Origin of the sequence: Comamonas sediminis, from assembly GCF_041107495.1 — a bacterium.
Taxonomy (GTDB): Bacteria; Pseudomonadota; Gammaproteobacteria; order Burkholderiales; family Burkholderiaceae_C; genus Comamonas; species Comamonas sediminis.
On sequence record NZ_JBGBDC010000005.1, the window covers coordinates 91,263 to 115,593 of the forward strand.

The window sequence follows — 24,331 nt, forward strand, 5'->3', positions numbered from 1 at the left end:
CGCAGCAGGGGCCGGGCGCTCAATGCGGCGTGCCGATGGCGTTGGGGTCGGCTTCCTGGCGGCGGTTGAGGCGCTTGACCTCGGGCTCCGACCAGGAGCCACTGACCTCGAACTCCTGGGTCACTGCCTGCGTCAACGGCCCCTTGAACAGCGCCTGTGCCAAAAAGGTGCCGATGCCGATGACCGGATTGATGGCCGTGGTCACCAGCGCCATCGTCGTGGTGTTCAACTCGGGAATGACGACCACATGCAGGTCCTGCGTCTCGTCGCGCAGATTGGCACGGCCTTCGAGCAGCACGGCGGCGGTGACGCCCTTCATCTGCAAGTTGGTGGTCGAGGCCACGCCGTCGCTCACCAGCACATCGCCGCGCACAAAGTCAAAGCCAAAACCGGCACTGAACACATCCTTGAAATCCAAGGTCAGGCGGCGCGGCAACGCCTGCAGATTGAGCACGCCCAGCAGCTTGGCGGCACCAGGCTCCACCTTGAGGAACTGGCCCTGGCCCACATCGACATGCAGCTTGCCATCCATGCTGTTGTAGTCGGGGCTCACCGGGCTGCCTGTCCAGCCGATGCGGCCCTGTACCGCGCCCTTGCCCTGGCGCACCACGCCAGCCATGCCCAGGCGGGCCAGCAGCGCGCCGGTGTCCTTCAGGTCCAGCCGCATTTCCAGCTCGGTGCGGCGCCCGCCGGCGCTGCTGCGCTTGGCGCCCCAATCACCGCTGGCCTGCAGGCTGGCGGCATCGTTCGAGAGCACCATGTTTTTCAGCTGCCACCAGGAGCTGTCGGACTGGCGCTGGTTGACCGCCTGCACCTCCAGCCGCCCCACCGAATGCTGGCGCCAGCGCAAGTCCTCGACCACGACATCCAGTGCCGGCAACTGCCCCGGCTCCTGCTCGGGCGCGTCATCGTGGCTGGCACCGGGCTTGCTGTCGGCGCCGTCCTGGCCCACGCGCAACTGGCTCAGGCGCGCACGGATGGTGCCCGGGCCTTTGGCCTCTTGCTCGTATTCCAGCTGGCCATCGAGCAGGCTGGAGCTGACCTGGCTGCGCCAGCGCTGCCCCGTGCGCGAGCCGCTCAGGTGCAGGTTATGGATGTCGATCCCGCGCACCTGCACGGTGCCCAGGCGAATATCCCAATGGTCTGGCAGGAAAGCCTGGTACGCGTCGCTGGCGGGCGGCGAGGCCGCAGCGCCCTCGGCAGCGGGGGCCCGCGCAGGCGGCGCCATGGCCTTGATGCGCTGGGCCAGCGCCTGCCATTCCTGCACATCGACCTGGGGCAGTTGCACTTCCGCAATCACTCCCTTGGCGGGCAAGGTCAGCGCACCGGCGCCCAGGCGCAGCACACCGCTGACGACCTTGTCAGGGATGTTGTCATCGGCACTGATATCCCGCACATAGCGCAGCTGCAGGCGGCCACCCACTTCCAGCTGCATGTTCTGGCGCACCAGCGCGGCGCGCGGGGCATCGGGCACGGTGCTGGCAAACTGGGTCGGCCAGATCTCGTCGGCGGCTTTTTTCAGCGGTGGCGGCAGCGCCAGCGCCATGCCGGCCAGATCGCTGCGCACCTCCACCAGCGGCACGCCCTGGGCCATGCCGATGTCCAGCTGGTAGGCGGCCTGGCCCTGGGCCCACTGCGCCAGCTGCACCACCGGCCCCAGCTCCTTGGCGCGCAGCAGACCGTCCGCCGTAGCGACGCCCTGGGCCCGCACCTTGAGCCGGGGGCCATGGTCCGCACCTGCGGGCATGCCACTGACATCCATGCCGCCGGAAAACTTCACCGGCCCCCCAAAGGCCTGGCCCTGCAGATCCTGCAGCGCAAAGCCGTGCTCGGAAAACTGTACCGCGCCGGTGACCTTCTCCACCACCGGTGAGTCATCATGGAACTGGATGCGGTTGCCCGGCAGCAGTACCTTGCCTTCGACCTTGGACTGCGCCATCTCATGCACCGGCAGGTCCAGCTTGAGCTGCAACTGGGTATCGCCATCAGCCTGGGTCTGCGCCAGCGCATGCTGGGTCAGCGCATCAATGGCACTGCCGCGCACGGTCGAGAGCATGTCCGCCAGCGGCCCACGGGCCTGCGCATTGACCAGCACGCGGGTCTCGTGGAAATTGGGAATCTGCGCGCTGGTCTGGTCGACGACGATGCGCGCGTTGCCGTCCAGAATGCCCTTGGCCTTGTTGACCTGCATGCCGTTGCCTTCAAACACCAGCTCGCCCGAGAGGCGATGGAGTTCGGGCCAGGGCTTGTCGCCCGGGTGCAGGTGCGAGTTGGGCACATAGGCATAGCGCACATCGCGCACCGGCGCGACGATACGGAACAGGCCATGGCGCGAATCGGGAAAAGGCACTTCCCAGAGGTCACCCTGGATCTCGAACTGCACATTGCTGGCCTGGCCGGCCAGCACGGCATCGCGCACATAGTGGCGCGCATCGGGCGGAATATGCAGTGGCAGATATCGGTGCACCTGCGTGCCATCGGCCCGGTCAAGCACGCCCTTGAGTTCCAGAATGCCGGGAAAGCGCGATTGCGAGCCTGACTTCTGCGGGTCTGCCGTGTGCCAGCTCCAGCGCGCATGGCCCGCCGCATGCGGATTGGCGAATTCCAGCCGTTCGGACTGCATCTGGATGCGATCGCCCTGCACCGTCCACTGCAGTTCGGTGTTGGCCGAGGTGATTGGCAGCAACGGCTCTTCAAAGACCGAAGGCAGGTAGAGCGCGCCATCGGCAAAGCGCAGCTTGGCCTGCCCACCGCCAGCGCGCGCCTCAATGGCCAGATCCAGCCCGCGCAGGCCGACGTGCGGCTGCCCGGCGGCCAGCACCAGGCCGCCATGGCGGTCACGCGCTGCATTGGCCTTGGGTGCCGCAGCCGGCATGCCAAAAGCCAGCTGGCCCACATCGGCCTTGACCTGCCAGTCCTGCCAGCGGTCGATATCACCGCGCCAGTGGGCCGATGCACTGCGGATCAGACCGGTCGGCCGGTTGCTCTGCAGCCACTGGCGTGCGTTGTCGGGGATGGGCAGCAGCCGCGCCAGCTGGGCCAGGGAGGCGATATCGAGCGACTGGGCACTGGCCTCGGTCTCGCTGGGCTGCTTGCCCTGCGCATAGACGTGGTTGATGCGGGCGCTGCCGCCGGGCCATTGCTCGCCGTTGGCCGATTCGACCGCCAGGTTCTCCGTCAGCAAGCGAAAGCCGCTGTCATCGGCAGCGCCGCCGATGCGGCCCTGCACCGAGCGCAGCAGCAGCACCGAGCCCTGCGCCGCTTTGTCATCCCCGGCAGCGGTGGCTTGGCGGCGCACGCCCACATCGCGCAAGGCGACATCGGCGGTGCCGTTCGCAAGCTTGCCACGCGTCACATCCAGCCACAGCCTTGCCGAGCCCTGGCCCTGCTGCAGACCCACCGCAGGCGGCAGATAGGGCGCCATCGCCGCAGCATTGAGCTGGAGCGCTTCGAGATAGACCTGACCGCTCCAGTGCTTCCAGTTGCCATCGTGCAGCGCCCACAGCGGCTGGTGCATGCGGCCGCGCAGCTCCAGCGTATCCCCCCAGTCTTCGGGAGGGCGCACGCGCAATTGCCATTCGTGGCGCAGGCCCGGGTTGCGCAGCAGCAGATGCACATCGCTGAAAGTGACGGGGGGCAGGCCGCGCAGCTGGTCATCCCAGACGATGCTGCCGCCTTGCAGCAGCACCTCGCGCTGGCGGAACAACCAGTCGCCAGCACTGCCACTGTTGCTGTCCTGCGAGGTATCGACCAGCACGCCGGCCACGCGCACACTGCCATCGGCAGCGCGTTGCACCGTCAGCTGCGGCGCGTCGATGACGATCTGCTCGGTCCGCAGCCGCAGCAGCGACGGCACCGACAACGCCACCTTGATCGTATCCAGGGTAAACCCTGTGGATCCATCGGGCTGCTCGATGCGCAGCCCTTTGACCGCGATCGCCGGCACCAGGCTGTTATGGCCTTCGGCCTGCAGACGGTCAATGCGCACCGGCACGCCGAGCGCCTGTGACAGCTGAGATTCCACTTGCGGGCGAAAGTCATTGATACGGGGCACAATCCACCAATGCAGCGCCGCCACGGCCAGTGCCAGCAGCAGCGCCAAGCCCAGCAATAAGCCCACAGACCATTGCACCAGCTTGGCAGCGAGCTTAAGCAATCGGGGCGCGCGCACAGTCAATCGAGTCCAATCAGTTAGGGGAAAGCGAAATTATGACCCGCGGCAAGTCCCTCGCTCGCGTCGCATATGTGAGCATTTGAACAGTTCTGCCGCAGGACATTGTCGATAAAGCGCTATGGCACACACGGATATCACGCCCCCGCAGGCCAGCCTGCCTCTGTCTGAGCATTCGCGCTTCATCCAGCGCCTGCACCGCCGCTACGAGGGTTTGCTGGATCTGCTGCCCAGTGGTGCCCCCAGCCATGCAACGATGGCCGCTACCTTGGCGGCGCTGCAGGCCCAGGGGTATGCGCTGGGCGCTGCGCTGCGCATTCTTCGGCAGCTGGTCATGGAGCGTCTGGTGCATCTTGACTGCGACGCGCAGGCTGATCTGCAGACCATCACGCAAGGGGTGACCGAGCTGGCCGAGCTGGCACTGGACGCCGCCTGCACCGCAGCACGCGCAGAGCTTGACGGCCGCCATGGCGCACCGCGCGACGCCGAGGGCAACCCGGTGCAACTGTGGGTGATCGGCATGGGCAAACTGGGCGCGCGCGAGCTCAATGTGTCCAGCGACATCGACCTGATCTATATCTATGAGCAAGAGGGCGAGACCCAGGGCCAGCCCGATGGCCGGGGCAAGATCAGCAACCATGAGTACTTCATCCGCGCGGTCAAGCTGATCTACCAGCTGATTGGAGAGACCACCGAACACGGCTTTGTGTTCCGCGTCGATCTGATGCTGCGGCCCAATGGCAACTCGGGCCCGGCCGCCATCTCGGTGGCAGCGCTGGAGGACTACCTGCAGACCCATGGCCGCGAATGGGAGCGCTTTGCCTGGCTCAAGAGCCGCATCGTGGCACCGCTGGCCGATATCCGCACCCCCAATGTGCAGGCGCTGCGCGGCGCGGTGCTGCCCTTTGTGTTTCGTCGCTACCTGGATTACGCCGTGTTCGACTCGCTGCGCAGCCTGCACCGCCAGATCCGCGAGCATGCGGCCAAGCGCAGCGCGGGCCATCCCGAGCGCGCCAACGACGTCAAGCTCTCGCGTGGCGGCATCCGCGAGATCGAATTCATCGTGCAACTGCTGCAGGTGGTGCGGGGCGGCCAGTTCCCCGAGCTGCGCTGCCGTGCCACCTTGGAGGCATTGCAGCGGCTCGAGCGCGCCAGCCTGATGGCACCCGAGACAGCGCAGGCGCTGGCCGATGCCTATGTTTTCCTGCGCAAGGTGGAGCACCGCATCCAGTACCTGGACGACCAGCAGACCCATGTGCTGCCGACCCGCGATGACGACCTGCGGTGGATGGCGCAGACTCTGGGCTATGACGACGAGTGCCGCTTTTTGCACCAGCTCGATGCCCACCGCGAGCTGGTCGCCCAGGAGTTTGACAAGCTGCTGGGCGGCAACGAGGCCTGCAAGAGCGGCCAGTGCGGCGGCGCCAAGGGCGCAGCGGCCAGCGCCCCGGAGCTGGAAACGGTGCTGCCCAAGCTGCCCGAGGCGGTGCGCGATCGCGTGCTGCAGTGGCAGCGCAACCCCCGCTACAGCTACCTGAGCGATGCCGGCCGGGGCCGCCTGGTCTTGCTGCTGCAGCGCACCGCCCAGTGGTTGGGCCAGGGCCAGGTGAGCGAGATCGCCGCAGTGCGGCTGGCCGACTGGATGGAATCACTGCTGCGCCGCGAAAGCTATCTGGCGATGCTGCAGGAACGCCCGGCCGTGCACGAAAAGCTGATGCACATGCTGGGCGCCGCCAAATGGCCTGCCCGCTACATGCTGCAGCATCCCGGCGTGATCGACGAGCTGGCCAGCGATGCGCTGATGCATGAGCGTTTCAGTCCGCAGGAGTTTGAGGCCGATCTGGAGCGGCGCCGCGCCGCGCTGCAATCGACTGCCGAAGATGATGACGAGAACCTGCTGAACCTGCTGCGCCGCGCCCACCATGCAGAGACCTTCCGCACCCTGGCGCGCGACATCGAGCAGCAGATCACCGTCGAGCAGGTGGCCGATGACCTCTCGGCACTGGCTGACGCCGTGCTGCGCGTGACGACCCGCTGGTGCTGGGGCCGGCTCAAGAGCGCCCACCGCGAAGAGCCGCAGTTCGGCATCATCGGCTACGGCAAGCTTGGCGGCAAAGAGCTGGGCTACGGCAGCGATCTGGACATCGTGTTTGTGTTCGATGACGACGACGAACGCGCGCCCGAGGTCTACTCGGCTTTCGTGCGCAAGCTGATCAGCTGGCTCACCGTCAAGACCGGCGAGGGCGATCTGTTCGAGATCGACACCGCGCTGCGCCCCAACGGCAACTCCGGCTTGCTGGTCACCAGCTTTGAGTCCTACGCCAACTACCAGCAGCAGCGCGGCAGCAACACCGCCTGGACCTGGGAGCACCAGGCGATGACCCGCGCCCGCTTTGTGATGGGCAGTGCCGAGCTGGCAGCGCGCTTTGACGCGGTGCGCGAGGCGGTGATCACGGCGCCCCGGGATGCGGTGGCGCTGGGCAGTGAAATCGCGACGATGCGTGAGCGCGTGCGCAGCGCCCACAAGGTGCCGGCGGGCCTGTTCGATGTCAAGCACAGCGTCGGCGGCATGATGGATGTGGAATTTGTCGTGCAGTACCTGGTTTTGCTGCATTCGGCTTGCAATCCCCAATTGCGGCCCAACTTGGGGAACATCAGTCTGCTGCGCCGCGCCGAAAACGCAGGTCTGCTGCCTGCCGGTATGGGTGAGGCGGCGGCCAATGCCTACCGCGCACTGCGGCGTGTGCAGCATCTGGCCCGCTTGAACGAGGCGCCCACCCAGGTGCCGGAGACTGCGTTGCTGGAGGAACAACAGACGGTAAGAACGCTGTGGAAGGCGGTGTTGCAGAGCACATAAACCCTGTAGAAAGGCTGATGGAACTCGGGTTTTCATAAGGGTTTATACTGTGACGCTGCCATTCGCTAGCATTCACTTACGTGCAAGCGCCACCAAAACAATGTACTATCAGGACTCAGGCAGCCATTAATTCGACAAATGATAACAGAAAGAAACAAATTATTTATTTGTTTACAATACATTTAGCATCAGCGCTGGAAACTTAAACCGGCGATCCATCTCTGTACTGAGGGAAAGCGATAGGCATAGTTTTTCATACCGGTTTTAATGTTGCGAAGTCTTTCAGGCCCTAACGGCATGACTGCAAACCTGAAGTGCTTCTCCTCCCTCCCTCTCTATCATTCACTTCGGGACGCTTCGCAACTTTTTTTATACCCAGGCCCAGCCCTCAACGGCTGGGCCTTTTTTTGGCTGCGCGCTGCCAGCCACCGTCCGCAGGCCCGGAGAATATTCAGCAATGGGTTGCCGGACCGCCGCCAAACGGGAGGACGCGGCCCGGGCAAGCCGGCATGCAGAGCCCGGCAGAGCATTGCGCAGAGAAGCGCTGTGGATCAGCCCTGGGGCTGGGTCGCCGCAAAGCTGGGCCGGGCTTCCAGGCGATCGAGCAGCTGGGCCAACTGGGGGTAGCGGCCTGCCCAGTCCAGCTCCGGGAAGCGGAACCGCAACCATGCCAGGCAGCAACCGACGGCGATGTCGGCCAGGCTGATATGTATGCCGTTGCCGGCAAAATAGGTCTTCTCGCCCAAGCCCAGGCTCATCGCGTCCAGCCCGGCCCAGACTTTGCCCAGCTGGCGCTCCACCCAGGCGGGGCTGCGCTGCAGCTCGGTGCGGCCCGCAAAGGCATATTCCATACGGGCCAGCACGGCGGCATCGAGCACGCCATCGGCCATCGCCTCCCAGCTGCGCACTTCAGCGCGCTCGCGGCCCAGGCTGGGAATCAGACGGCCTACGGGGGACAGGGTATCGAGGTACTCGACGATCACGCGCGAATCCACCAGCGCCGAGCCATCGTCGAGCACCAGGCAGGGCACCTTGCCCAGTGGGTTGACCATGGCAATCGTCGCCCTGTCGCCCCAGACATCCACCGTCTCCAGGCGGTAATCGAGTTTTTTCTCAGCCAGTACCACGCGCACCTTGCGCACAAATGGGCTGGTCAGACTTCCTAGCAATTTCATAGCAGTAAAACCCATGCTGGTGGTGTCCGTTCGGTCACCAGGTGACCTCCAGCCGGCAGACGGCGTGGAGGGCCTTGCGGGTATCCGCACCCGCAGATTGTAAATAGGCAAATCCAGACTGTAGATGCGGCAAACGCCCCGCTCCTACAATAGCGGCCCATGAGCCTGTCTTCCCTTACCGCCCTTTCTCCGCTGGATGGCCGCTACGCCTCCAAACTCTCCACCCTGCGCCCGATCATGAGCGAATTCGGCTACATGCATCGCCGCGTACAGGTGGAGATCACCTGGTTCATCGCGCTGTCCGATGCCGGTTTTGCCGAGTTCTCGCCGCTGTCCGAAGGTGCACGCAGCTACCTGCACGGCCTGGTGAACAACTTCAGCGAAGCCGACGCGCAGGCGATCAAGGACATCGAAAAGACCACCAACCACGATGTCAAGGCGGTGGAATACTGGATCAAGAGCAAGTTCGAGGCGCGCCCAGAGCTGCTCAAGGCGGCCGAGTTCGTGCACTTTGCCTGCACCAGTGAAGACATCAACAACACCAGCCATGCGCTGCAGATCCGCGCCGGCCGCGACCAGGTGATCCTGCCTGGCCTGGACCGCGTGGTGCTCAAGCTGCGCGAGATGGCGCACCAGTACGCTGCGGTGCCCATGCTCAGCCGCACCCACGGCCAGACCGCCAGCCCCACGACCGTGGGCAAGGAACTGGCCAACGTGGTGGTGCGCCTGCAAGGCGCGATGGACCGCATTGCCAACGTCAAGCTGCTGGCCAAGATGAACGGCGCGGTGGGCAACTACAACGCCCACCTGTCGGCCTGGCCCGACTTCGACTGGGAAAGCTTCAGCAAGAACGTCGTGGAAAAGCACGAACCTCAGGGCCTGGGCCTGACCTTCCAGCCCTACTCGATCCAGATCGAGCCGCATGACTACATGGCCGAACTGTTTGACGGCATTGCCCGCGCCAACACCATCCTGATCGACCTGTCGCGCGACATCTGGGGCTATGTCTCGGTGGGCTACTTCAAGCAGCGCCTGAAGGCTGGAGAGATCGGCTCGTCCACGATGCCGCACAAGGTCAACCCCATCGACTTCGAAAACGCCGAAGGCAACCTGGGCCTGGCCAATGCACTGCTGCGCCACCTGTCGGAAAAGCTGCCGATCAGCCGCTGGCAGCGTGACCTGACCGACTCCACCGTGCTGCGCAACATCGGCGTGGCCACCGGTTATGCCGCGCTGGCCTACACCTCGCTGATGACCGGCCTGAACAAGCTGGAGCTGAACGAAGAGCGCCTGGCCGAAGACCTGGACAATGCCTGGGAAGTGCTGGCCGAGCCGATCCAGACCGTCATGCGCCGCTATGGCGTGCAAGGCGCTTACGAAAAGCTCAAGGAAGTCACCCGTGGCAAGACGGTGCGCGCCGAAGACCTGCACCAGCTGATCAACAGCCTGGAGATCCCGCAGGCCGACAAGGAACGCCTGCTGGCGATGACCCCGGCCAGCTACATCGGCAAGGCCACCGAGCTGGCCCAGCGCGTTTAAGCCCGTGCGCCCCCAGAGGCCAGGTACACCCTGGCCTCTTGCCTTTTCTCTCACCGCCCGGCGGACCGCAATGCGGCTGCCGGGCGCGCCGGATTCACCCCCGAAGCCCAGGCTTCGTCACCAGACCCTGCCCCATGGCTATCAAATCCACGATCTACAAGGCCAATCTGTCGATTGCCGATATCGACCACAACTACTACGCCGACCACAACCTGACCCTGGCGCGCCACCCCAGCGAAACCGACGAGCGCATGATGGTGCGCCTGGTGGCGCTGGCCCTGAACGCGCACCAGCTGCAGGACCTATGCAACGGCGACGGCACGCTGGGCTTTGGCGCCGGCCTGTCCGACCCGGACAACCCCGATGTGCACCTGACCGATTTCACCGGCGCCAAGCGCATCTGGATCGAAGTGGGCCAGCCCGAAGAAAAGCCGATCACCAAGGCCTGCAACAAGTCGGACCATATGCTGGTCTACTGCTTCAACCATGCGGCCGAGATCTGGTGGAAGGGCCTGGAAGGCAAGCTCGCGCGCCAGGAAAAGCTCGAAGTGTTCCGCCTGCCGACGGAGGTGTCGCAATCGCTGGCCGACCTGGCCGAGCGCAGCATGCAGCTGCAGGCCACCATCCAGGAAGGCCAGCTGACCTTGTCCAGCGACAAGGGCACCGTCTTTGTAGAACCTATCCGCTGGAAATGATGCCGCCTGCGGAACGCGCACGTTCCGCATAGCGGTTGAAGCGCCAGGCCGTGCCCTGCGCGGTGATGCGCCGCCACACCGCCCGCTTTTGCACAGGCGTGTAGGCCAGCCAGTGCTGCACCTCGTCGAAGCTGCGGCCGCAGCCCTTGCAGACCTCATCGCCCTGGCTGGTGGAGCAGATGGCGATGCAGGGCGTGTCCGGTGTGGTCTCCCACCAATCCAGCCAGGCCCGCATCGCGGCATCCCCCAGCTCGCGGGCCTCCACCGCATCCTGGCGCTGGTAGACCATCCGCGCATACACCTCGGCCAGCACAGCAACCTGGGGTGACAGCGACGCACCCGGGCCACTGGGCGCGCGCTGGCGCCAGTGGTTGATGGCCGCTTCCAGATCATTCAGGTGGATGGATTCCATAGCTGCGGGGATGATAGCCCTGCATCAACCAAACCACCAAACGCCAGCCCGCACCCACTTGTTCACAGCTTGTTATCCACAGGTGTGGGCAAACACAAACATGCGGGAATACTCTGTGCGCTGGCCCGGTCTTTGTCACCCCAAAGCGCCGTGTTTGTGTTCCAATACGCGCTGACGAAGGGGAGTAGCTCCCGTCGGTGCGTTGCCTGCGGCAAGCGCAGCGACATGTAATGCGTCGTCAGTACGAAGCCTCACGGCTTCCGGCGCGTTAGGTTCATGGCCCACATGATCTGAGCAAGACCTTTGAAAACCATGGTGCCGCACCACAGGTCTTTCGAAGCTACTGCCCCGGCTGTTGGCCATTTCTAGCGTCAACGCCGAACCACGTCGCCTCCCTGACTTGTAACGACACCCTACTGGCTGGTCTGTGCATGGTGCATGGGCCGCTTTTTCAAAAATTAGGTGCTTACATGGACTTGGATTTTCTGACGCACGCGCCCTTCTGGATTGCACTGGGCCAAATCATCATCATCGACATCCTGCTCGGCGGGGACAACGCGGTGGTGATTGCACTGGCTTGCCGCAAGCTGCCCCCTGACCTGCGCCGCAAAGGCATCATCTTCGGTACCGCTGGCGCGATCATCTTGCGCGTCATCCTGATCGCGTTCGCAATGTTCCTGCTGGCCCTGCCGTTCCTGAAGTTTGTCGGCGCCATCCTGCTGTTCTGGATCGGCATCAAGCTGCTGGTGCCTGAAGACGAAGACCACGGCAACATCCAGGGCAGCGACCGCCTGTTTGCCGCCATCAAGACCATCATCGTGGCCGACCTGGTGATGAGCGTGGACAACGTGATCGCCATTGCCGGCGCCGCACAGAACGCCGGTGACGAGCACCACATGCTGCTCATCATCCTGGGCCTGCTGATCTCAATCCCGATCATCGTCTGGGGCAGCCAGCTGGTCATCAAGCTGATGGAGCGCTTCCCAATGGTCATCACCGCCGGCGGCATGCTGCTGGGCTGGATTGCAGGTGGCATGCTGGTGTCCGACCCCGTGTTTGCCAACCCGGACAAGTGGACCTGGATGTTCAAGATCGACCAGAGCAAGACCCTGCACTATGCTGCCGCTGCCGCTGGCGCACTGATCGTGCTGGTGCTGGGCAAATGGCTGGCCGGCAAAAAAGCCAAGGAACTCCCGGCGGCCAACGTACACTAAGCCTATACCCGCCCTCTATCACCACCGCTGGCAGCCCCACGCTGCCAGCCCCACTTAGGCCACTTGGATGAACGTAAAAATAGTCTTTGTAGATGATGCCGCCTTTGCCCTGCAGCGCTTGAACGAGCGCGCAACCATCAACGACGAGCACTGGGTGCTGGTGGCTTGCGCCCCCAAGATCACCCGCAGGGCCAGCCGCTGGGGCAATCGCAGCACCCTCGAAAAGTGGCGCAACAAGTGGGCCAAGAACCTGTTTGAGGGCCTGATCCCGCAAAGCGCTCAGTTGCAGCGCGCCCGCGTCTCGACCCATATCTCGGAAGTGAGCGTTCAGCAAATGACCGCCCAACTGCATGCCGAGTACCCCGAGGCCGAAGTGCTGGACTGGCGCCGCCCCAAGGCCATCTCCGAGCCGCCATCAGCCGACTTTGTGCCACGCCCTGCCAAGCTGGCAGGTTCGCTGCTGGGCATTCTGGGTATCTGTTTTAGCCTGGTGCTCGACGGCGCGTAAGCCATCAGCCGCACCACCCCACAAAAGCGCCTTCGGGCGCTTTATGCTTTTCAGTTCTCGAACGAGTCGATGTCGAGGTAATACGGCTTGTCCAACTGGTTCTTGTCCAATACCACTGTCCAGAATGCATCCTTGACAATGAGCGGCACATAGACCGCGTCTTCTAATGCCAACTGGTGGTCGGCCAGCAGCTTCTGGATCTTGTCAGCCTGGTTCGGGAAGCGGTCTATCAGACGCTGCACCGGATGCGCCTGTGCCAACACCTTGGGTTCCACCTTCTCATAGGGCACCCATAGATTTGCCTGGGCAGCTTCGGAAATGCCGCCCAATGCCAGCATGGTGGAACTGGTTTGTTCCTGATTGTTTGCGGGCTTGCGCAGCCCCAGCATCTTCGGGCCCCACAGCGGCAAACCATGGGGAATCACCGCAATGGCTTTGCGCATTTCCTGCGGATCGGGCTCATTGGCATGCACCACGCGAAAGCGGTAGTACTCAAACCCCAGAAAGACCGGCCGCGCCTGCAGCACGGTGTAGACGCCATAGCCCAGCGCTGCCAGCTGCACACAGGCAATGGCGGCAACATCCAAGAGGTTGGTGCGCAACGGCTTTTTTTTGTTGAAGACCACCCAGGTCAGCAGCGGTCCCAGAATCAGGTCTACGCCAAAAATCAACTCCATCAGGTCCTGGCCACCTGAGAGCTGGTAGAAAGGCGCCGGGTACCAGACAAAGTAGATCAGGCAGAACACGGCACTGAGAAGCACCAGGCCCACCAAAAAATGAATTCCGGCCGCTTTGAATTTTTCCCTCATTCCTTCACCCATTTATGTGCCATGCGCGTCTGTCTTCTGCACATGACCTGCGCGAAATTATGCAGTAAGCTATGTCCGCATGAAGATCCTGCTCAAATGGCTGCTCTCCGCAGTCGCCCTGCTCTGTGTCGCCTACCTCTACAGTGGCGTGGAAGTCCGCAGCTTTGGCGCGGCGCTGATTGCAGCGCTGCTGATAGGGCTGTGCAATGCGATAGTGCGGCCCGTGCTGATCGTGCTGACCCTGCCCGTCACCATCCTGACCTTGGGTCTGTTCATCTTTGTCATCAACGCGCTGATGTTCTGGGCCGCGTCCGGCATCGCAGGCAGCGGCTTTGTGGTGCACGGATTTTGGGCTGCGCTGATCGGCTCGGTGCTCTACTCCATCATCAGCCTCGTCATCGAATCACTTACGGGCCGCCTGCTCCTTGGCAAGTGATTGCATCTCGCGCAAGCGGGTGTCGATGATCGAGGCCTCGTAGTAGTCGTTGCGGTTGGGGCTGTTGCGTGCCATGTCCTGCCCGGCGCGCAGGCGGTCTACCGCTGCGGGATAGTCATACTGTGCAGCCCGGCTCTCGGCCTCCGCACGGATGGAGCGCAGCGGCTGGTTCTGCTGGCGCAGCACCCATGACAATGCAAGCCAAGCCCCCGCATCCTTGGGCCACTGCACCACCAGGGTCTGCAGGCGGCTGCTGGTCTGGCGCAACACTCCGTCATAGGCCGTCAAACCTGTGGCAGGCAGCTGCGCCAAGGCCTGTGCAGCCAGCACCAGCTCGGGCCGGTCACTGCTCTGGCCTGCATCGTCGCCTACCACGGCCTTGACCTCCGGCAGCAAGACATCGCGGCTGCTGTCCTGGATGCTCAGCGATTTGTCCGAGCCCTGCGTGATCACCGCCTCATTGACCAAGCCAGTCATCGCATTGCTGACGGTCACCGAGGTGCTACCTGCCTTGCTGGCTGGGGGCTTGAGTGGCTGGATCTTGGCCAGCGCCGCCAACGCATCCTGCGGCTGGCGGTTGCGCAATGCCAGATCAGCGCGCAGCAGTTGCGCCTGGCGCATCGCATCGGGATGGGCCTGCACGGTGGCATCCAGCTGGTCCAATGCGGCCAACGCTTCAGCATGGCGCCCCAGCTGGTTTTGGGACATGGCGGCCAGATACCAGACACCTGCCCGCTGCTCCAATGAGCGGTTGGCAAAATCGGCCGCCGTGGTCAATTGCACCCATTGGTGCAATACCTGGGGCTCAGGCTTTGACAGTATGCGGGCCCGGGCCGACATCATCTGCGCCACCATACCCGTGTCCTGCGGTTTGCGTGCAGCACCGGCCGGCAAGCGTGACTGCATATCGGCAATGCGCTCGGTCGTCAGCGGGTGGGTGCGCAGGTAGGGCCAGCTGCCGTTGTCGTTCATGCGGTTGGCTTGCTGCAGCTTTTCAAACATGCTGACAAAACCCGCTTGCGAGTAGCCGGCAGGCGGCATCAGGCTCATGCCGGTGCGGTCCGCCTCGCGCTCCATATCGCGTGAGAAGTTCAGCTGCGACTGGATGGCCGCAGCCGAGCTGCCCACCATCAGCGCCTGGGCTGCAGCCGGGTTCTTGCTCGCGGCCAACGCGCCCAGGATCATGCCGGCAATCATCACCGGCGTCATGCGCGACTGGCGGGCCAGCATGCGCGCAATGTGGCGCTGGGTGATATGGCTCATCTCGTGGGCCAGCACCGAGGCTAGCTCATCACGGCTGCCGACCACACCCACCAGACCCGTCTGCACCCCCATAAAGCCGCCGGGCAACGCAAAGGCGTTCACGGTCGCATCCTGGATCAGCATCACCTGCCAGGCAAAGCGTTCCTGCAGTTCAGACGTCAAGGTGCCGCGCTGGCGCGCCGCCAGCATCAGTTCTTGCCAGATGCCGTTGACGTACTCATACAGAATCGCGTCATCCAGAAACTGCGGATCGCGGTAGATCTCGCGCGCAATGTCATCCCCCAGGCGCCGCTCCTCGCTGGTGGTCATCTCGGCGCCCTCGCCCATCGCCGGCAAACTGGTATCGGCCCGCGCCTGCAGGGGGGCCAGGGCGGCCACTGCCGCCATATGGGCCGCGAGCAATGCACATGCTGTGCGTTTAAAAAACCATGTAGACATCAATAATCCGTGCTGCAACAGAGGCTGAATCTGCATCAAGGCGAGAGCCAGCCCGGGGCGCGCTCCCCGCCATCATGCATGAACGCCAACACGTATGATGAAGCACCACTGCACAAGTTGCACCCTGTATTGCAGCTTGTGACGCATTGAACACGGAAGCACTATGACTGAACTCACCCATTTCGACGCCCAGGGCCAGGCCCATATGGTCGACGTAGGCGCTAAGCCTAACACCCACCGCATAGCGATCGCGGAGGGCTTCATCACCATGCAGGCGACCACCTTGGACATCATTGCTGCGGGCACTGCCAAAAAAGGGGACGTGCTGGGCATTGCCCGCATCGCCGGAATCATGGCGGCGAAGAAGACCAGTGAGCTGATACCGTTGTGCCACCCGATTGCGTTGACGAAAGTGTCAGTGGAGTTCGAGATAGCTTCGGCGCAGCAAGCCATCCGCTGCCACACCCGCGCCGAGACCGTAGGCCCGACCGGCGTCGAGATGGAAGCGCTCACCGCCACACAGATCGCGCTGCTGACGATTTATGACATGTGCAAGGCGGTAGACAAAGCGATGGTCATTGGTGGTGTTCGGTTGCTGGAGAAGCAAGGGGGCAAGTCGGGCACATATGTTGCATAGCCCCGCCGATTGAACTATCAGATCAATATAAATCATTTCACATGTCAAACGCTCCATCCATGGATTTGTGCAAAACGCCTGCACTGGCGGCATTGCAAGAGAAGATCGCAACCCGCCAAGCCACCGTTGGCATTTTTGGACTAGGTTATGTAGGACTTCCACTAGCATTACGCTTCTCGGAAGTAGGCATTAAGGTACTAGGCTTTGACATCGATCAGGTCAAGGTCAATGCGATCAACACCGGAAAGAGCTATATCGAGCGCATTGCCACATCAACAATTGCTCATGCGCAAGCGCAAGGATTCAATGCGACAAGCGAATTTGGACGCGTATCAGAGGTCGACGCATTGATCATCTGTGTGCCAACACCGCTGAACAAACACCGAGAACCCGACCTGAGCTTCATCATCAACACTGTAGAGGCTGCGCTTCCCCATATGCGCGAGGGCCAGCTTTTGAGCTTGGAAAGCACGACGTGGCCTGGCACAACTGAAGAAATTCTCGCGCCACGCTTGTTGTCACGAGGGCTCATACCGGGTCAAAACTGCGCTTTGGTTTTTTCGCCCGAGCGAGAAGATCCAGGAAACCCTCACTACGGGACCAAGGATATTCCGAAAATTATCGGGGGGATGACACCCACCTGTTTGTCACTTGGCATCGGCCTCTATGAATATGCCATTCAAACCATGGTACCAGTCAGCAGTCCAAAAGCTGCTGAAATGACCAAGTTACTGGAAAACATTCATCGCAGCGTGAACATCGGCTTGGTCAATGAAATGAAGATCGTGGCAGACAAGATGGGGATCAACATCCATGAGGTCATAGAAGCTGCAGCGACGAAGCCCTTTGGATTTGTGCCTTATAAGCCCGGACCAGGTCTTGGTGGGCACTGCATCCCCATCGACCCCTATTATCTCACCTGGAAGGCACGCGAGTATGACGTGAACACTCGATTTATTGAGCTGGCAGGTGAAATCAATCACTACATGCCCCATTGGGTTGTCAACAAAATAGCTGATGCCCTTAACAACAAAGGCAAATCTATTAATGGAAGCAAAATTCTCTTACTAGGCTTAGCCTATAAGAAAAATATAGATGATACAAGAGAGTCTCCAGCAGTAGTTATCATAGATCTACTTCAGACAAAAGGAGCCAAAGTAGATTATAGCGATCCTCACATTCCACTTTTCCCGCGAACAAGAAAATACTATTTCGATCTCGAATCAGTGATATTAACAGCGGAAAATATAAAAAATTTCGATTGCATCGTGCTTACAACCGACCACGATAAATTTGACTACGATCTAATTCAAAAAAATAGTCAATTGATAATAGACACCAGAGGCCGCCTAATTCCAAGCGAATCCATCATTGCAGCCTGATCAATGTCTCGCAAACGTATTCTTATTATTACTCGAAATCTGCCCCCATTGATTGGGGGAATGGAGCGACTTAATTGGCACATCGCAGATGAACTATCACGCAAAGCAGATGTTCATATTATTTCCCCGGCAGGTTCGGCTGCTCTCGCTCCCGCAAATGTATCAGTGACAGAAGTCGCACTGAAACCATTATCTCGATTTCTAATGTCATCATGTTTGCAAGCAATGCAAATAGCAAGCTCATGGAAGCCACAATTTGTACTGGCAGGAAGTGGATTAACCGCACCTGCAGCCCTTTTGGCTTCCAAATTTGCTAGAGCAAGGGCATGCGTCTATCTACACGGATTAGATGCAGCAGTACAGCATCCAGTTTATCGAGCTATTTGGCACCCGTCCATCCGAAAAATGGACTGCGTAATCGCTAATAGTTACCCAACCGCCAAGATGGCAAGCGAAATAGGGATAAAGAACGAAGAAATAAAAATCGTTCACCCCGGCGTGACTTTACCTACTCAAGGTCAAACAACTGATTCATTAACGTCATGGCGCAAACGCCATAGCCTAGGATCTGCGAGATTACTAATCTCTATCGGGCGCCTTACTACGCGAAAAGGTTTACAAGAGTTTGTTCAGAAATCCTTGCCAACAATTGTAAAAGCGTGTCCAGATGTGATTTTAGCGGTGATTGGTGATGCTCCGGGGGATGCATTATATGCAAAATTACAATCACGCCGAAGTATTCAAACAGCTGCCGATGCAGCAGGCGTAGGTAAAAATATAAGATTTCTAGGGGTAATTACAGACCCTGGAGATTTGGCATGCGCTTATGAGAATGCATGTTTACACATTTTTCCCGTTCGACAAATCAATGGCGACCCTGAGGGTTTTGGCATGGTCGCTGTTGAAGCGGCAGCACATGGTAGACCAACGCTAGCATTTGCAACAGGTGGCATTATTGATGCCGTCGCACCCGGTCTTTCAGGTGAATTAATTACCCCAGAAGATTATGATGCATTTGCACAAATGGCGATAGAAATTATTTCAATCGGACTAAATCGCTGGGAAAAATCAAGTTACATATTTGCAAAAAAATTTGCTTGGCCTAACTTTGGAAACCAGATATCAGAAGCGTTAAAGATCGACAATGATATATTTTGATTGCTGAGCCGCACCGAAAAATTTAACCATATAAATATTTCAATTTAAAAATGATTTCTCAGCCTGCCGTATGGTTTCCCACAATACGCACTGGAACTGGCACGGATATTTTTACAGAGCGCCTAGTATCAGATTTAAAGGAACAAGGGCTACGAGCTGAGATTACTTGGCTGCCCCTCCATGCGGAGTACGCGCCATGGTCAACCAAAACACCTCAACCACCAAGTTGGGCCAACATATGTCATATTAATACCTGGCTACACAGCAGCCTAGTTCCGAAAAACTTACCAATCATCGCCACAATACATCATTCCATTCATGATCCTGCGCTGCTTCAGTACAAAGGTTGGCTGCGCGCCAACTATCATCGGCATTGGATTGCAGAAAATGAAAAGCGAATAATGCAGCAAGCGCGTGAGGTTACTGCAGTGAGCGACTTCGTCGCCAGAATGGCCAAGCAAACATTATGTGATGTGCCAATGAATGTAATATATAACGGGGTAGACACAAAACTATTTCATCCGCCTACCGACAGAAAAACACGCACCCCATTTCGTTTACTATATATAGGCAGTTGGATAAGCCGAAAGGGGGTTGAAGTACTAACTCCAATCATGAAACAACTAGGGAATGAATTTGAACTTTACTATACGGGACCTAGACTACTGCCGATCGACGAGAAAATTCAATCCAAAAATATGCACAACATAGGGCGACTAAATGGAGAAATTGCCATCACAAAATCAATGCATAATGCCGATGCATTTATTTTTCCGTCCCGCAGCGAGGGCTTTGGTTTAGTGGCGGCCGAGGCTATGGCCTGTGGACTACCTGTTATTGCTACCCGCGGATCCTCTATTCCAGAAATTATAAATGACGGCGAGAATGGCATCCTTTGTTCTCAAGATAATATACAAGAATTTGCCGCAGCAGCTCGCAAACTAGCCCATAACTCGGAATTCTATTCGCAGATCTCAATTGCAGCTCGTCAACGCATAGAATCACATTTCACATCAGATCAGATGGTTAGCAGCTATGTTAAAGCATACAAGAAGATCTTAAATATCATCTAATACGAGGTTGGGTTAGTCTCATGAAATTTCAAAAACGTCTACCTCTTTGCTCGTCTTTGGTCTTTAGGCTTGACCAATAAATAAACAATTCAGTGCAGTTTCAGAACCCTCACCCATGCGGCCATCGAGATTTATAGCACCGCTTGCTTATAAAATTAACTTAATAATATAACAAGCCAATCCAAAGTGTAATAGAATCCAAAAAAAATTGATATTTTTAAGGCACCGATTTATTTAAAATGGTTTTCGCCAAAAAAGACAGCCCGCGTAAATTTTTGAAGTGATGAATTACAAGCGCTCAGGCTTAGCACCCAGCGCCAGTCTTACTGTTTCCCAAAAAACAACAGCCCGAATTAAAAAAGCAATACAAAGAACTTTCAATCTATTAAAAATAGAAATATCTTTATTAGAAATGATCCATAAAATTGCTTGAAAAGGGGAGCGCTGCTTATTCAAAGCAGAAGTTCCAATATGAGTTAAGCCAAGCTCACGTAAGGTACGTCGCCCTGCTGCAACTCGACGTGCCTGCCTAAAAGCACTTCTCAGGGTAGACCTAACCCGAGTAGTTACGATTAAATCGGGCAAATACATCATATGCCCTCCTTGCAGGAGGGCACGCCAACACCATTCTCGATCACCACCCGACAAAAGTCTTTGCTCAAATAAACCAGTTTTATTAAATTGAATTCTTGTGCAGAAAAGATTGGCTGTTGCCGAGAATTTTTTTTCCGTCACATTAGTTTGTTGACCAAATCCTGTTAAATACTGGTACATAGCAACCGCACTAGGATTTTCTTCAATTTGAAAAACTACTTCTCCTCCCAAAATCAAACCATGGTTGCCTGCGCAGATTTTTAGATATCCCAAATATAGCCAATCCGAAGCAGGCACGCAATCTGCATCGGTAAAAGCTAAAATCTTTCCCCTTGAAGCAGTTACACCTGTATTTCTAGCAGAATATGAGCCCGGTGTAGGCTCATACACTATTTTCAATGGAAACGAATATTCTTCATGAATTTCCAAAGCTGGATGGGAAGCATTGTCAACAACAACAACCTCAAATGAAGGAGTACCATTTCTTTGTAGCGATAATGCATGAAGGCAACGCAACAGACTGCCCGCATCGTTAAATACCGGAATAATTACACTCAATTCAGGATAACTTTGAGAGATATTCATACCGAGTCACGCTTTGAACGAAAGAAAATAATAATCATTACAAGCAAACCAATTATTTCAGCGGCCAACCTTGCTGCTATTGCCCCTTCAAGGCCGCATATAGGAACGAGGACAGACGCCGAAACAGCAAATACAATCGTTGAAATGATATCTCCAAAAGAACGATACCATGCTCGATCAGCCGTCGTTAACAACCCCCCAAACAGTTGACGAAAACCATTAACAGGAATCCATAATGAAATGATCGCAAGAATATTCTCTGCACCACTAAATCTAGCACCGAGCAGAGCGCCAACATACGGAGAAACTACAAATATAAAAATGCCACTTATAGCGCCGTAGATAAAAAATATAATTGCATAATTCTGTAGAAATTTTATATGGCGCGAAGAAATCCCATCCCCCAAAGAAAACAGATAATGGCTTTTAGATTGGATAATTGCTCCAAACGGTGTGGCAACTGCAACCACGATACGCATTACAGCTGAATAAATGCCCGCCTGATCAGCCGAAGTCAGTCGATAGACAAATATTTTGTCAGCCTCACTGGAAATATTATTCAATAGATTAGAGCTCGCGTAAACGACGCTATAGCCAGTCCAATACACCCTCTTAATACCCGGAAACAGGGGAGCTGGAAGGAAAAAATAAGCCAATATGAAGGCCCAAGCAAAACAAATGAGCACTGACAGCATTACTACGATGGCAAAACTCTCGACACTCACTGTGTCAAAAACCATCAATAATATAATTGCAGATAAAAATCGAGCGACGGCGGGAAAGATCTGAATTAAAGATCCAAGCCTATAAAGCTCGTTTGCCATAAAGGCATAGCCCACAGCCAAAATGAGTGGCACAAATATAATTTCAGCCACACCTATATAAATCAATACATTACTAAGCCACAACTCAGGGAAAAATTTATTTGCGCAAGCAAGATAGATGCAAAGAACTACAAGACTGCTGATAAAGTGACTTGCAATGCATTCTCCCCATACCTTGGGAAATGCTGCGATGTTGCGGGAGCTTATTCTAACCAATCCAATTCCACTACCTAAGCCAACCAAACAAGCTCCAATTGCAGTCAGTGCAGCCGTTGTGGCCAACTCTCCGTAACCAGCGGGTCCAAGTAGCCTAGCTCCTGCAACTAGGTAAAAGGAGAGCAGGATAACCCTTAATACCTGAATGAAAATAGCGAAAGTTTGATTGCTTCTTAAGGCATTTGCCAGAAAATTACTAAGCAAGGATGTTTTTCTCCCACTTAATTTCACTCATGCACCTGTGTTTGATGAAGCAAACGCAAAAACAGCCGCATAGTGTCGATCCTCAAAATGATCTACGCTTTCCAGAGCGTAATTCTTACAACGTCCTGAACTAGTGAAGAGACGGTGAATATATTGAATTTTCAGACGTGACCGACTAATAGAATAATACTCATCATACCCAATTGATTCCAAAAAATCCTTTACTTGTTGGCCTTCAACAGGATTACGCACTTCAAAACATATTATTGGATGAAAACGAGTCAAACAGTCGATCAAACCATTCAATGCGTCTAGTTCTGAACCCTCGACGTCAATTTTAATAAAAACTATACGTTCATCAGTGGAAATTTCATTGCACAATATATCATCCCCCCGTGCCAGGGTTACGCAAGTGTCTTCACATCCATTGGGATTTAAGGTGTTACCTGAAACCAACTCTAGCATTCCACAATGACCAGGATGGAGCTGCCTCAGGAACCCCTTACCCGCGTTTTCACTCAAAGCAGCTTCTATTATCTTTATATTAGCACCATTTAATAACTTATTTGCATTTAATGCGGCGGCCATCACTGGGTCAGGTTCAAATGCGATCACTTTGGAGAAGACACGAGACATACTCACAGCATGGTTTCCAATATTCGCACCGACATCAAGTGCAACACCGTCGTGTAGCCGATAAGACTTAGCAATCATATCAATTGCTGCCAAGACCTCCGGCTCATATGCGCCTTGTGCACGAACTTTATTACCTATTGCATCATTGTCCAAGGTAAATAACCGAAAATCTCTCTGATCTACATTTAATGCAAACCTACTAAATACAGCGTGCCTTATTTTATTTGCAAAAAATCTATGATAAGGAACAGACATTACTGTTTTAGCGATAGCTTTTAATGTCATGATTATAAATTCTTCTCTTCAATAATCTTAATTTGATTAAAGTAGTCTAAATTCATAAGTTCCAATCTATGTCTTGCAGCTCGCTTTATAGCGAGCTCTCGCCAAATTTCAGGAGTGGCGTCTGCAACCATATTAAATAGAGCCCTATAAAAGCTAGCGGCATCGAACCCTGATGCAATCAATCCAGCATCGCTGATCGTATCAACCAATCCTCCGCTAGGACATCCTAGAACAGGCATTCCACATGCCATTGCTTCTATAGCTACACGCCCAAAGGATTCCTGCGAGTGATCTTTTCCAATTTGGGAAGGCATTAATAAAATATCGGCATTGAACATTGCGTCTGCTACATCTTGATGTGATGCAGGACGAGGCCCCTCCACCACAGAATCCATATTCAACTTCTTAATAAGACTTTGCAACCGCGCCTCCTCGGGTCCTTCGCCCAAGATACAAAGATGCGCATCATAGCCGGGATGGTGCTCACGAAAAAGTGCTAGAGCAAGCAACGCTATATGCGCACCCTTTTGCTCGACCAACCGACCGACAAATAGCAGGCGTAGTGGAACTGGCCACTCTTTCCCACGCTGAGGGCCGCGGAATTTTTGAGTGTTCACACCCATGCATACATCGTGTACTTCCATCGATGTGTTCTGAGAGACGCAATCAGCTAAAAACTTGCTGTGTACTATGGCGTGCGCGCGGCCAAGCACCGATTGAAACGGCCACCACCCATACCGATAAGGCAGTGATGTTGCATCATGACCGTGAAAATTCACAAGTAAGCGTGACTTCCAACTGGGATTGGTTAGCAAAGCAATTATGCCGTTATTCGCAAAATGCGCGTGTACGGCGTTCCATACTCCAAATATGGCCTGCGTGTCTCTCAACCTTGCAGCGTGCCATGCACATCGAATTAAGAGAGCACTGAAAAGACAAGAAGGTCTTTCAAATATTATTGAAATAAAATTGTAAAGTGCGCGCCTTGACCATTTAGGCGTACCATATACCGCAATCCCCTTTTGCAGCGGTTGGAAACTAGCATCATATAACTGTCTAGAAATTAAAGTTACTAGAATTCCTCTTTGCGCGAGACCCTCTATATGATCAACTATAAAAGTTTGAGACACAACAGGAAAAGCATCTACCAACACGAGCACACGAACACTCGAACTGCCCTCTCCAGCTAGTAGATCATCCGTCATTGTCATGATATAAAA

Annotated in this window: 19 protein-coding genes; 10 read left to right on the forward strand and 9 right to left on the reverse strand. The window is 56.7% G+C overall.

Going from position 1 to position 24,331, the window contains the following annotated elements; translation table 11 throughout:
- Nucleotides 1-19 precede the first annotated feature (19 nt).
- A complete protein-coding gene (locus AB7A72_RS12595; RefSeq protein ID WP_369460172.1) occupies nucleotides 20-4,156 on the reverse strand; it encodes a YhdP family protein in 4,137 nt (1,378 codons plus the stop codon).
- A 136-nt stretch (nucleotides 4,157-4,292) separates the two neighbouring features.
- Here AB7A72_RS12595 and glnE point away from each other — a divergent pair, with 136 nt between their 5' ends.
- The gene (gene glnE / locus AB7A72_RS12600) at nucleotides 4,293-7,028 is read left to right on the forward strand and encodes a bifunctional [glutamate--ammonia ligase]-adenylyl-L-tyrosine phosphorylase/[glutamate--ammonia-ligase] adenylyltransferase (RefSeq protein WP_369460173.1); all 2,736 of its coding nucleotides are present in this window, start codon (nucleotides 4,293-4,295) and stop codon (nucleotides 7,026-7,028) included.
- A 551-nt stretch (nucleotides 7,029-7,579) separates the two neighbouring features.
- On the opposite strand, the gene AB7A72_RS12605 is transcribed toward glnE, so the two are convergent.
- Nucleotides 7,580-8,203: a glutathione S-transferase family protein gene (locus tag AB7A72_RS12605; RefSeq protein ID WP_369460174.1), complete on the reverse strand. Its 624-nt coding sequence runs from the start codon at nucleotides 8,201-8,203 to the stop codon at nucleotides 7,580-7,582.
- A 159-nt stretch (nucleotides 8,204-8,362) separates the two neighbouring features.
- Here AB7A72_RS12605 and purB point away from each other — a divergent pair, with 159 nt between their 5' ends.
- Entirely contained in the window at nucleotides 8,363-9,742 is a 1,380-nt protein-coding gene (gene purB, locus AB7A72_RS12610; protein WP_239809822.1) for an adenylosuccinate lyase, read from the forward strand.
- A 134-nt stretch (nucleotides 9,743-9,876) separates the two neighbouring features.
- Nucleotides 9,877-10,437: a YaeQ family protein gene (locus tag AB7A72_RS12615; protein ID WP_021026607.1), complete on the forward strand. Its 561-nt coding sequence runs from the start codon at nucleotides 9,877-9,879 to the stop codon at nucleotides 10,435-10,437.
- Here AB7A72_RS12615 and AB7A72_RS12620 read toward each other — a convergent pair.
- Nucleotides 10,421-10,849 (reverse strand): DUF3717 domain-containing protein, encoded by a 429-nt coding sequence (locus AB7A72_RS12620; RefSeq protein WP_369460175.1) that lies wholly within the window; start codon nucleotides 10,847-10,849, stop codon nucleotides 10,421-10,423. The genes AB7A72_RS12615 and AB7A72_RS12620 overlap by 17 nt on opposite strands.
- Before the next feature lie 470 nt (nucleotides 10,850-11,319).
- Here AB7A72_RS12620 and AB7A72_RS12625 point away from each other — a divergent pair, with 470 nt between their 5' ends.
- Nucleotides 11,320-12,063 carry a TerC family protein gene (locus AB7A72_RS12625; protein ID WP_230779765.1) on the forward strand — a complete coding sequence of 248 codons (744 nt, stop codon included), beginning with the start codon at nucleotides 11,320-11,322 and terminating at the stop codon, nucleotides 12,061-12,063.
- A 67-nt stretch (nucleotides 12,064-12,130) separates the two neighbouring features.
- Complete coding sequence (locus AB7A72_RS12630; RefSeq protein WP_312411903.1) at nucleotides 12,131-12,571, forward strand: hypothetical protein; 441 nt, start codon at nucleotides 12,131-12,133, stop codon at nucleotides 12,569-12,571.
- Nucleotides 12,572-12,621: 50 nt separating this feature from the next.
- Here the strand turns inward: AB7A72_RS12630 and tfpZ are convergent, their stop codons facing one another.
- A complete protein-coding gene (gene tfpZ / locus AB7A72_RS12635; protein WP_369460176.1) occupies nucleotides 12,622-13,392 on the reverse strand; it encodes a TfpX/TfpZ family type IV pilin accessory protein in 771 nt (256 codons plus the stop codon).
- 67 nt (nucleotides 13,393-13,459) lie between these two features.
- On the opposite strand from tfpZ, the gene AB7A72_RS12640 reads away from it, so the two are divergent.
- Complete coding sequence (locus AB7A72_RS12640) at nucleotides 13,460-13,816, forward strand: phage holin family protein (protein ID WP_312411909.1); 357 nt, start codon at nucleotides 13,460-13,462, stop codon at nucleotides 13,814-13,816.
- Here the strand turns inward: AB7A72_RS12640 and AB7A72_RS12645 are convergent.
- On the reverse strand, nucleotides 13,784-15,481 hold the full coding sequence (locus AB7A72_RS12645) for a M48 family metalloprotease (protein ID WP_369460177.1): 1,698 nt from the start codon (nucleotides 15,479-15,481) through the stop codon (nucleotides 13,784-13,786). The genes AB7A72_RS12640 and AB7A72_RS12645 overlap by 33 nt on opposite strands.
- Nucleotides 15,482-15,680: 199 nt before the next feature.
- On the opposite strand from AB7A72_RS12645, the gene moaC reads away from it, so the two are divergent.
- Genes moaC through AB7A72_RS12665 form a run of 4 tightly spaced genes read left to right on the forward strand, consistent with a single transcriptional unit; the run spans nucleotide 15,681 to nucleotide 19,767 of the window.
- Nucleotides 15,681-16,154, forward strand: coding sequence for a cyclic pyranopterin monophosphate synthase MoaC (gene moaC, locus AB7A72_RS12650; RefSeq protein ID WP_369460178.1), 474 nt, complete (start codon nucleotides 15,681-15,683; stop codon nucleotides 16,152-16,154).
- 59 nt (nucleotides 16,155-16,213) lie between these two features.
- The gene (locus AB7A72_RS12655) at nucleotides 16,214-17,536 is read left to right on the forward strand and encodes a nucleotide sugar dehydrogenase (protein WP_369460179.1); all 1,323 of its coding nucleotides are present in this window, start codon (nucleotides 16,214-16,216) and stop codon (nucleotides 17,534-17,536) included.
- Between the two features lie 3 nt (nucleotides 17,537-17,539).
- A complete protein-coding gene (locus AB7A72_RS12660; RefSeq protein ID WP_369460180.1) occupies nucleotides 17,540-18,694 on the forward strand; it encodes a glycosyltransferase family 4 protein in 1,155 nt (384 codons plus the stop codon).
- A 50-nt stretch (nucleotides 18,695-18,744) separates the two neighbouring features.
- Entirely contained in the window at nucleotides 18,745-19,767 is a 1,023-nt protein-coding gene (locus AB7A72_RS12665; RefSeq protein WP_369460181.1) for a glycosyltransferase family 4 protein, read from the forward strand.
- 288 nt (nucleotides 19,768-20,055) lie between these two features.
- Here AB7A72_RS12665 and AB7A72_RS12670 read toward each other — a convergent pair whose 3' ends face one another.
- From AB7A72_RS12670 to AB7A72_RS12685, 4 genes are read right to left on the reverse strand one after another with little or no spacing between them, the layout of a single operon-like run.
- Entirely contained in the window at nucleotides 20,056-20,946 is an 891-nt protein-coding gene (locus tag AB7A72_RS12670; RefSeq protein ID WP_369460182.1) for a glycosyltransferase, read from the reverse strand.
- Nucleotides 20,943-22,190 (reverse strand): oligosaccharide flippase family protein, encoded by a 1,248-nt coding sequence (locus tag AB7A72_RS12675; RefSeq protein ID WP_369460183.1) that lies wholly within the window; start codon nucleotides 22,188-22,190, stop codon nucleotides 20,943-20,945. Before AB7A72_RS12675 ends, AB7A72_RS12670 begins: the two co-directional genes overlap by 4 nt.
- A 27-nt stretch (nucleotides 22,191-22,217) precedes the next feature.
- Entirely contained in the window at nucleotides 22,218-23,111 is an 894-nt protein-coding gene (locus AB7A72_RS12680; protein ID WP_369460184.1) for an FkbM family methyltransferase, read from the reverse strand.
- 2 nt (nucleotides 23,112-23,113) lie between these two features.
- On the reverse strand, nucleotides 23,114-24,316 hold the full coding sequence (locus tag AB7A72_RS12685) for a glycosyltransferase family 4 protein (protein ID WP_369460185.1): 1,203 nt from the start codon (nucleotides 24,314-24,316) through the stop codon (nucleotides 23,114-23,116).
- Nucleotides 24,317-24,331: the final 15 nt, after the last annotated feature.

Excerpts from the sequence above, each read along its gene's own strand:
- AB7A72_RS12630 (WP_312411903.1), top strand. The coding sequence starts at position 12,131 with ATGAACGTAAAAATAGTCTTTGTAGATGATGCCGCCTTTGCCCTGCAG.
- AB7A72_RS12640 (WP_312411909.1), top strand. The coding sequence starts at position 13,460 with ATGAAGATCCTGCTCAAATGGCTGCTCTCCGCAGTCGCCCTGCTCTGT.
- AB7A72_RS12670 (WP_369460182.1), bottom strand. The coding sequence starts at position 20,946 with ATGAATATCTCTCAAAGTTATCCTGAATTGAGTGTAATTATTCCGGTA.
- AB7A72_RS12655 (WP_369460179.1), top strand. The coding sequence starts at position 16,214 with ATGGATTTGTGCAAAACGCCTGCACTGGCGGCATTGCAAGAGAAGATC.
- AB7A72_RS12665 (WP_369460181.1), top strand. The coding sequence starts at position 18,745 with ATGATTTCTCAGCCTGCCGTATGGTTTCCCACAATACGCACTGGAACT.
- AB7A72_RS12680 (WP_369460184.1), bottom strand. The coding sequence starts at position 23,111 with ATGACATTAAAAGCTATCGCTAAAACAGTAATGTCTGTTCCTTATCAT.
- AB7A72_RS12605 (WP_369460174.1), bottom strand. The coding sequence starts at position 8,203 with ATGAAATTGCTAGGAAGTCTGACCAGCCCATTTGTGCGCAAGGTGCGC.
- AB7A72_RS12620 (WP_369460175.1), bottom strand. The coding sequence starts at position 10,849 with ATGGAATCCATCCACCTGAATGATCTGGAAGCGGCCATCAACCACTGG.
- AB7A72_RS12615 (WP_021026607.1), top strand. The coding sequence starts at position 9,877 with ATGGCTATCAAATCCACGATCTACAAGGCCAATCTGTCGATTGCCGAT.
- AB7A72_RS12625 (WP_230779765.1), top strand. The coding sequence starts at position 11,320 with ATGGACTTGGATTTTCTGACGCACGCGCCCTTCTGGATTGCACTGGGC.
- moaC (WP_369460178.1), top strand. The coding sequence starts at position 15,681 with ATGACTGAACTCACCCATTTCGACGCCCAGGGCCAGGCCCATATGGTC.
- tfpZ (WP_369460176.1), bottom strand. The coding sequence starts at position 13,392 with ATGGGTGAAGGAATGAGGGAAAAATTCAAAGCGGCCGGAATTCATTTT.
- purB (WP_239809822.1), top strand. The coding sequence starts at position 8,363 with ATGAGCCTGTCTTCCCTTACCGCCCTTTCTCCGCTGGATGGCCGCTAC.
- AB7A72_RS12685 (WP_369460185.1), bottom strand. The coding sequence starts at position 24,316 with ATGACGGATGATCTACTAGCTGGAGAGGGCAGTTCGAGTGTTCGTGTG.
- glnE (WP_369460173.1), top strand. The coding sequence starts at position 4,293 with ATGGCACACACGGATATCACGCCCCCGCAGGCCAGCCTGCCTCTGTCT.
- AB7A72_RS12660 (WP_369460180.1), top strand. The coding sequence starts at position 17,540 with ATGTCTCGCAAACGTATTCTTATTATTACTCGAAATCTGCCCCCATTG.